This window comes from uncultured Ruminobacter sp. (genome assembly GCA_902764345.1).
Lineage (GTDB): Bacteria > Pseudomonadota > Gammaproteobacteria > Enterobacterales > Succinivibrionaceae > Ruminobacter.
This window is the reverse complement of sequence record CACWVT010000070.1, coordinates 1-7,927: the sequence shown is the minus strand read 5'-3', so window position 1 is coordinate 7,927 and position 7,927 is coordinate 1. Positions and strand designations below refer to the sequence as shown.

Genomic DNA, 7,927 nt, shown 5'->3' with positions numbered 1-7,927 from the left:
CAGGAGTCCGGAGCTGAGATCAATACTGGCTGACTTAAATAAGAATCAGCTGGCAAATCTGGCGATGAAGGCTTAATTTGGTAAAAAATTTATTTTATAAGTTTTTATAGATCCAAAATAGCGGTGTCCGCAATACTTGCTGACACAACGATGTGAATCAGAGAAATTATTTCATATAAGCGGTTCCTTACGGCAAAAACAGATACTCTGCATGGCCGGCGCTGTTTTTCAGCGGTTCGTACATGTCGTTCTAATTCTGAGTGATAACGTCAAAATACGATAGGTGCACATTATTGAGTATTCGCTTAAGTTGTTGTTTTGCGGTATGGAATAAATTTGTTAATATGATATGATTTACAGGTGGTATTTGAATTTGAATCATGCCTGCAGATGCGTGTATAAACACGGATAATGCCGTGCAGGCATACCTGAACAGATAATAAACATAAGATAAATGACAAAAAAGAAACGTACGGCCAGTCAGACAAGATGGCTGAAAGAACACTTTGATGATGTGTATGTCCAGGAGGCTCACAAAAAAGGGCTTCGTTCCCGTGCCAGCTTTAAGATAGAAGAAATTCAGGGCAGGGACAGAATCATAAAGGAAGGTTACAAGGTGGTGGATCTCGGTGCCGCTCCCGGCGGCTGGTCCCAGTATGCCGTTAACTGTGTCGGTGAACACGGCAGAGTTGTTGCCTGTGACATCCTTCCAATGACGCCGATAAACGGGGTCGATTTCCTGTGCGGTGATTTCAGGGAGCAGGAAGTGTTAGACAAACTGCTTGAGATTGTAGGTGACGACAAGGTTGACGTCATTCTTTCCGATATGGCTCCGAACATGTCCGGAAATATCGGGGTGGATCAGCCGAGAGCTATGTATCTCGTGGAACTTGCGTTTGACATGTGCCGTCAAATACTCAGAAAAGGCGGTTCCTTCGTGGTGAAGGTGTTCAACGGAGAGGGGACGGAAGCCTATCTGAAACTTTTAAGAAGATCTTTCAAGGAAGTTAAGGTCAGAAAGCCGGATGCTTCAAGACTCAGATCAAGAGAAGTTTATTATGTCGGTCTTGGTTACAAGGGCAGTGAAGCGGAAGATCAGGAAGTTTTCAGATAACCTGATATTGGCCTGAAAAGGGGATAGATAATAATGAGAAAAAATCTGTTAATGTGGTTAATTGTGGCGGTCGTTGTGATCTACGGCTTCTCGTCTTTCAACGATGCAGCCGAAAACGCCTCCTCAAAAAGTGACTACGTGGCGTTTAAGTCCGAGGTTGCAGCCGGTCAGGTGAAGTCTGTTAAGATTGACGGACGCAGTATTACCGGATATCGCAAAAACGGTGAAAAGTTCAAGGTTGTAATGCCTATAGTGGATCAGGACCTGCTGCCTAAGCTTGAGGAAAACAAGGTTGAAACAGTAGGTGTACTTCCTGAAGAGCCAAGCCTGCTTTTAAGTATTTTTGTTTCCTGGTTCCCGATGATTATCCTTATTTTCGTATGGATATGGTTCATGCGTTCCGCTCAGGGAGGCGGAAAGGGAGCTTTCAGTTTCTCAAAGAGCAAGGCCAGGGAATTCAGGGAAGATGAGGTTCATACCACTTTTGCTGATGTTGCGGGATGTGACGAGGCAAAGGATGAGGTTAAGGAGCTTGTTGACTATCTCAAGGAACCAGGTAAATTCCAGAAGCTCGGCGGCAAGATTCCGAGAGGCGTACTGCTTGTAGGTCAGCCTGGTACCGGTAAGACCCTGCTGGCAAAGGCCATTGCAGGTGAGGCCAAGGTTCCGTTCTTCTCGATTTCCGGTTCCGACTTCGTGGAAATGTTTGTCGGTGTCGGTGCCTCAAGAGTAAGAGATCTTTTTGCCAAGGCTAAGACCAAATGTCCGTGCATCATCTTTATTGACGAAATCGATGCCGTAGGCCGTAAGAGAGGCATTGGTATCGGTGGCGGTCACGATGAGCGTGAACAGACCCTGAACCAGCTTCTTGTTGAAATGGACGGTTTTGAAGGAAATGAGGCCGTAATTGTCATCGCAGCCACCAACCGTCCTGATGTTCTGGACCCTGCACTGCTGAGACCTGGTCGTTTTGACCGTCGCGTGACAGTAGGTCTTCCTGATATTAAGGGCCGTGAGCAGATACTTAAGGTTCATACACGTAACGTTCCTATTGCCGAAGATGTGGACATCAAGATGGTTGCCCGCGGAACTCCGGGTTTTTCAGGTGCGGAGCTTGCTAATCTTGTTAATGAAGCAGCACTTGCCGCAGCCCGTAAAAACAAGAATCTCGTAAGTCAGGCTGAGTTTGAACTTGCCAAGGATAAACTCCTGATGGGACCTGAACTCCGTTCAAAGGTAATGAACGAAAAGGAAAAGATCAACACTGCATATCATGAATCAGGTCATGCAATCGTAGGCAGAATGCTTCCTGATTTTGATCCGGTGTACAAGGTTACCATTATTCCGAGAAGCCGTGCTCTTGGCGTGACCATGTATCTGCCGGAAAATGAGCGTCTGAGTTACACCAGAAGCTACCTTGAAGATTCCATTGCCACCCTGTTTGCAGGTCGAATTGCCGAAGAGCTTATTTTCGGTGAGGACAATGTAACCACCGGTGCTTCCAACGATATTGAACGTGCAACCTACTGGGCCCGCAACATGGTTATCAGATGGGGTATGAGCAAGAAGGTTGGTCCTCAGCTTCTTGAAGGCGAGGAATCAGAAAATTACCTTGGTAACAGTTCAACCGCTCTCAGAGCCATGTCTGATACATCTCAGAATGTTATTGATGACGAAATCAGGTCAATTCTGCAGAAGAACTATGACAGGGCAAAGTCAATTCTTGAAAGCAATATGGACATTCTTCATGCCATGAAGGATGCTCTGCTGAAATATGAAACCATCGATTCAGAACAGATTGATGATCTGATGGCCAGAAGACCGGTAAGGGAACCTGAAGGCTACGGTTCATACAAGAATTCATCCTCAGACGGAGATTCCGGCAGTGAAGGTCAGAAGAAAGCTGAGGAAAAGATCGAGACTCAGGCAGATGCACAGCAGGAAAATGTGGCCGGGGAACAGACGGATAAAGTCTCAAAGCCATCTCAGGACAGCTTCTAAAGGTGTCTGTCAAATGACCTGCTAAATAAAAGAATAGGGCTCTTAACTTAATCGGTATAAGAGCCCTTTTTTGTTCCCGTAAGCGGATGTATTCGGCAGTGCGGGAACTGAGGAAATGAAAACTAAAAAACGTAAAATAGACAGAGGTACTAATGAAACCGGTAGTAAAACAGGAATTGTTGTCAGCATTTCAGCAGATTGGAATAAAAAAGGGGCAGGTACTCATGGTTCATGCTTCTCTCAGCAGTTTCGGATATGTATGCGGAGGAGCTCAGACTGTTATCGAGGCTCTGACGGAAGCAGTCGGGGATGAGGGAACAATCATGATGCCGTCACAGTCATGGAAGAATCTTGATCCGGATGTCGGGGTGCATTGGACTGTTTCTCCGAAATACTGGCAGATAATAAGGGATAACTGGCCGGCATATGACAAGAGAATTACTCCGACCAATACCATGGGCGCAGTAGCTGAAATGTTCAGATTATGGCCCGGAACATTAAGAAGTGATCATCCGGCCCGTTCCGTTGCGGCCAGAGGCAGGCATGCTGCCTATCTTACGGAAAATCATGACCTGTCCAATATTTTCGGTGATGGTTCACCTCTTGGAAAACTGTATGAACTTGACGCCAGCGTGCTGCTTATGGGGGTTGGGTATGACAAAAACACATCTCTGCATCTTGCTGATGCCAGGGCCTCATATCCTTCAAAACACATGAGTATCGAGCACAGTGCGGTCATGGAAAACGGTGAAAGAGTCTGGAAAGCATATGAAACGCTTTTTGTTGACGGCGAGGATTTTGAACAAATCGGTGCGGACTTTGAGGCTGTTAATACGGTATCCCGCACTACTGTCGGCTCATCTGAACTGAGACTGATGCGGCAGCGTGATCTTGTGGATTTTGCCGTCGGCTGGATTGAGAAAAACAGAAAATAACTGCATGCAGTTACTTAAAAACAGGTCATTGTGCCTGCCGTCAGAATAAAATTTGAAATGTGTATTAATCTTTCAATAGACAGAGGCTGATTTATGTTGTTAAAAAATTATTAATGCGGCCTTTGTGGTAAAATACGGACGGTACAGATTTTGAATTGATGCTATTTTCCGGGATTTATTATGATACACAAGTTAACAGCACATGGCAGGGTTCTTACCCTGGATCAGCCTCGCGTAATGGGCATTTTAAATGTTACTCCGGATTCTTTTTCCGATGGCGGGCAGCACAATACTTTGGACAAGGCTATAGCTCATGCCGAAAGACTTGTAAAGGAAGGCGCCGATATTATTGATGTAGGCGGCGAATCCACAAGACCCGGAGCTGATGAGGTATCCGTTCAGGAGGAGCTTGACAGGGTTGTTCCTGTTGTTGAAAGAATCGCCAAGGAACTTGACGTGTTTATTTCCATGGATACATCAAAGCCTGAAGTGATGAAGGAAGCATTTAATGCCGGCGGTCATATGATTAATGACATAAGAGCTCTGAATGAACCGGGGGCAATTGAAGTATGCAGAGATCTCGATGCTCCTGTATGCATCATGCACATGCAGGGTGAACCGAGAACCATGCAGACTAACATCGAATACAAGGATCTGCTTGGGGACATATCCGAGTTTCTTTTCAGAAAGCTGCACTGCTGCCTGAATGCAGGAATCAGAAAACAGAACATTATTATTGATCCGGGTATAGGCTTCGGTAAAACCATGGATCAGAATTACGAGCTGCTCGGCAGACTCGAAACATTTGCCAGCTTCGGCTATCCGATACTGGTAGGACTTTCACGTAAATCAATGATAGGCATGCTTACGGATGCTCCTGTTAACGCAAGACTTCCGGGATCGCTTGCCCTGGCAATGTATGCCGTAAACAAAGGAGCCAAAATAATCAGGGTTCACGATGTTGCGGAAACTGTTCAGGCTCTGGACTGCTGGAATTATGTGAAGAAATTTGAAACTAAAGGACCAAGACTCAGAGAAATACTCCAGCTTGGAAAAATAATTAAGAACAGGAAACACGTGTGATGAACAGAAAGTATTTTGGTACGGACGGTGTAAGAGGCAAGGTGGGTGAGTATCCTATCGTACCTGAATTCGCCATGAAGCTTGGATGGGCTGCGGGTAAGGTATTATCCGAAAAGGGAACCAAGAGAGTCATTATCGGCAAGGATACCCGTATTTCAGGTTACATGCTCGAAGCGGCTCTTGAAGCGGGATTCAGTGCTGCCGGTGTTGATTCTGTTCTTCTCGGACCTATGCCTACCCCTGCGGTTGCATACCTGACCAGGGCGTTCAGGGCTGAGGCCGGCGTTGTTATCAGCGCTTCACATAATCCTTTTTATGATAACGGCATTAAGTTCTTCTCAAAGGATGGTACCAAGCTTCCGGATGAAATTGAGCTTAGAATTGAGGAACTTATTGAACAGCCGATGACAGTTGTCGAGGCGGCTCAGCTCGGCAAGGCCAGCAGAAAGAATGATGCTCCAGGTCGTTATGTTGAATTCTGCAAGAGTACATTCCCAAATACCTATACCCTTAACGGGAAAAAGATAGTGCTTGACTGTGCTCATGGTGCAACTTATCAGGTAGCCACCATGGTGTTTAAGGAACTGGGAGCCAGTGTTATTACCATAGGCAATACTCCTAACGGCATTAACATTAATGACGGTTTCGGTTCAACTCATCCTAATAACCTTATCTTAAAGGTTCTTGAGACAAAGGCTGATTTCGGTATTGCCTTTGACGGTGACGGCGACCGTGTGCTTATTGTTGATGAGAAGGGACAGGTTCTCGACGGAGATGTTCTTCTTTATATCATTGCCGAATATCAGCAGAGATTTAACAAGCTTAACGGCGGGGTGGTTGGTACCCAGATGTCAAATCTCGGTTTTGAGCAGGCGCTTGGAAGACTGGGTATTCCTTTTGCAAGAGCCAAGGTCGGTGACCGCTACGTTATGGAAAAACTTCTTGAACTCGGATGGACTCTCGGTGGGGAAAACTCGGGTCACATCATCAGTTTAAGACATACCACAACCGGTGACGGCATCATCAGTGCACTTCAGGTACTCAGGGCCATGTGCGAATATAACGTGCCGATGAGTGAACTGCACAAGGATGTTAAATTATTCCCGCAGGAACTTGTCAACGTACGTCTGTCATCAGGCTTTGATGCGCTTACCGACAGTGCCGTTATTGAGGCAAGGGAAAAGGCTGAAAAGATTTTAGGCAATAAAGGCAGGGTTCTTCTGAGAAAGTCCGGTACTGAACCTCTGGTGCGCGTAATGGTTGAAGGTGAGGACGGCAATCTGGTAAAGGAACTTGCCAGCAGAATAGCCGACGTCATTGTTAAGCAGAGTCAGAGTTAACTGCTTTACTTTTGTTTTTTTTCCCTTTGAAAGGCTCCCGTAACTAATATATTGATGGCTTGTTTTTCATATATGAAAAAATAAGCTTTTTTACGGGAGTTTTTTCCTTAAAGGAAAAAAATTTTGAAATGCTTATATACTTTGATAGAATAAGCCGAAAAAACAGCAACAGCTGAGGTGATGTAATGTATTTGTATGCGATTCTTTTAGTTCTCTTTTTAATAGTTTCCGTTCTTTTAATTGCTTTCATATTAATGCAGCAGGGAAAAGGAGCTAGTATGGGGGCATCTTTTGGTGCCGGTGCTTCTAACACTTTGTTCGGTTCTGCAGGCAGTGCGGACTTCTTTGTAAAGTCTACCTGGATTCTCGGAGCTCTGGAATTTATTCTGGCTATCATTCTTGGTTATATGACCAGTCATCGCACCAGTGAAAACACTGATGACTTTACCAATATTGAACAGCCTGCCATTGTAAAGACTGAAATGTCTGATGCGGTTGATTCTGCCAAGGCACAGGCTTCTGAAGCAGTGGATGCCGTAAAGGAAAACACTGCAGCTGCAGTAGATGCGGTTAAGGAACAGACTTCAGAAGCAGCTGATGCCGCCAAGGAACAGGTTTCTGAAGCAGTTGACGCTGCCGGTGAACAGACCGTAGCAGTATTAGATTCCGCTAAGGAACAGCTTTCAGCCGTAGCTGACGCTGCCAAGGAACAGACTTCTGCTGCCGTAAGTGCTGCCAAGGAGCAGGTTTCAGCAGTAAGTGATGCAGTCAAGGAACAGACCGGTGCCGCAGTTGATGCCGCCAAGGCTGCTGCTGACGACGCCAAGGCTGCCGTATCAGAAGCAAAGGATTCTGCAAAAGACACTGCAAAAGAAGCAGTAAACAGTGTAAATGAAGCTGTTAAGCAGGCTGAAAGCACTGTGGTGAACACAAAAGATACAAACTAACTATATTTTTAAAATAGTTGTTGTCATGAGTGCGTTCATTAGCTATAATGAGCGCACTTAAACGTTAGGGGGTAAACCTCTAATACCGATGAATGCCCGGGTGGTGGAATTGGTAGACACGCTACCTTGAGGTGGTAGTGCTTAGCGGCGTGCGGGTTCAAGTCCCGCCTCGGGTACCATTCATCAGAAACTCAATGAAGAGTCTAAAATAAAATATCTAATTGTGCCCGGGTGGTGGAATTGGTAGACACGCTACCTTGAGGTGGTAGTGCGTAATGGCGTGCGGGTTCAAGTCCCGCCTCGGGTACCAATTAAGATTGCTAAGCAGTATGAAAGAGAATCCCTTGTTAGGGATTTTTTTTTTGCCTTCTGAAAATCTCACATATTTTTCACCGCTTTCCTATTATTTACCCATATTTTGAACAAATTTCTGTAACTATGGGTTAAGTCAAAATCCCCAACTTAAGTTAGAGTTGGGGATTTCTATTTATTCTTCAGACTCTACTG

Annotated in this window: 6 protein-coding genes and 2 tRNA genes; all 8 read left to right on the top strand. The window is 45.4% G+C overall.

What is annotated here, in order from left to right; translation table 11 throughout:
• Nucleotides 1–454 precede the first annotated feature (454 nt).
• The 8 genes from rlmE (at nt 455) to QZU58_RS09385 (ending at nt 7,730) form a co-directional block, all read left to right on the top strand.
• Nucleotides 455–1,114 (top strand): 23S rRNA (uridine(2552)-2'-O)-methyltransferase RlmE, encoded by a 660-nt coding sequence (gene rlmE / locus QZU58_RS09420; RefSeq protein WP_294461443.1) that lies wholly within the window; start codon nt 455–457, stop codon nt 1,112–1,114.
• A gap of 33 nt (nt 1,115–1,147) precedes the next feature.
• Nucleotides 1,148–3,115 carry an ATP-dependent zinc metalloprotease FtsH gene (gene ftsH / locus QZU58_RS09415; RefSeq protein WP_294496279.1) on the top strand — a complete coding sequence of 656 codons (1,968 nt, stop codon included), beginning with the start codon at nt 1,148–1,150 and terminating at the stop codon, nt 3,113–3,115.
• Nucleotides 3,116–3,267: 152 nt separating this feature from the next.
• Nucleotides 3,268–4,050: an AAC(3) family N-acetyltransferase gene (locus QZU58_RS09410; protein WP_294496277.1), complete on the top strand. Its 783-nt coding sequence runs from the start codon at nt 3,268–3,270 to the stop codon at nt 4,048–4,050.
• 180 nt (nt 4,051–4,230) lie between these two features.
• On the top strand, nt 4,231–5,133 hold the full coding sequence (folP, locus tag QZU58_RS09405) for a dihydropteroate synthase (protein ID WP_294496276.1): 903 nt from the start codon (nt 4,231–4,233) through the stop codon (nt 5,131–5,133).
• Nucleotides 5,133–6,473, top strand: a complete 1,341-nt coding sequence (gene glmM, locus QZU58_RS09400; protein ID WP_294461435.1) for a phosphoglucosamine mutase — start codon at nt 5,133–5,135, stop codon at nt 6,471–6,473. The genes folP and glmM overlap by 1 nt, the downstream gene beginning before the upstream one ends.
• 185 nt (nt 6,474–6,658) lie before the next feature.
• Complete coding sequence (gene secG / locus QZU58_RS09395; protein WP_294496274.1) at nt 6,659–7,420, top strand: preprotein translocase subunit SecG; 762 nt, start codon at nt 6,659–6,661, stop codon at nt 7,418–7,420.
• Nucleotides 7,421–7,514: 94 nt separating this feature from the next.
• Nucleotides 7,515–7,599: transfer RNA gene (locus tag QZU58_RS09390), tRNA-Leu, on the top strand.
• Nucleotides 7,600–7,645: 46 nt separating this feature from the next.
• Nucleotides 7,646–7,730 (top strand) — tRNA-Leu (locus tag QZU58_RS09385).
• The last annotated feature ends 197 nt before the right edge of the window (nt 7,731–7,927 follow it).

Excerpts from the sequence above, each read along its gene's own strand:
- QZU58_RS09410 (WP_294496277.1), top strand. The coding sequence starts at position 3,268 with ATGAAACCGGTAGTAAAACAGGAATTGTTGTCAGCATTTCAGCAGATT.
- ftsH (WP_294496279.1), top strand. The coding sequence starts at position 1,148 with ATGAGAAAAAATCTGTTAATGTGGTTAATTGTGGCGGTCGTTGTGATC.
- secG (WP_294496274.1), top strand. The coding sequence starts at position 6,659 with ATGTATTTGTATGCGATTCTTTTAGTTCTCTTTTTAATAGTTTCCGTT.
- rlmE (WP_294461443.1), top strand. The coding sequence starts at position 455 with ATGACAAAAAAGAAACGTACGGCCAGTCAGACAAGATGGCTGAAAGAA.
- folP (WP_294496276.1), top strand. The coding sequence starts at position 4,231 with ATGATACACAAGTTAACAGCACATGGCAGGGTTCTTACCCTGGATCAG.
- glmM (WP_294461435.1), top strand. The coding sequence starts at position 5,133 with ATGAACAGAAAGTATTTTGGTACGGACGGTGTAAGAGGCAAGGTGGGT.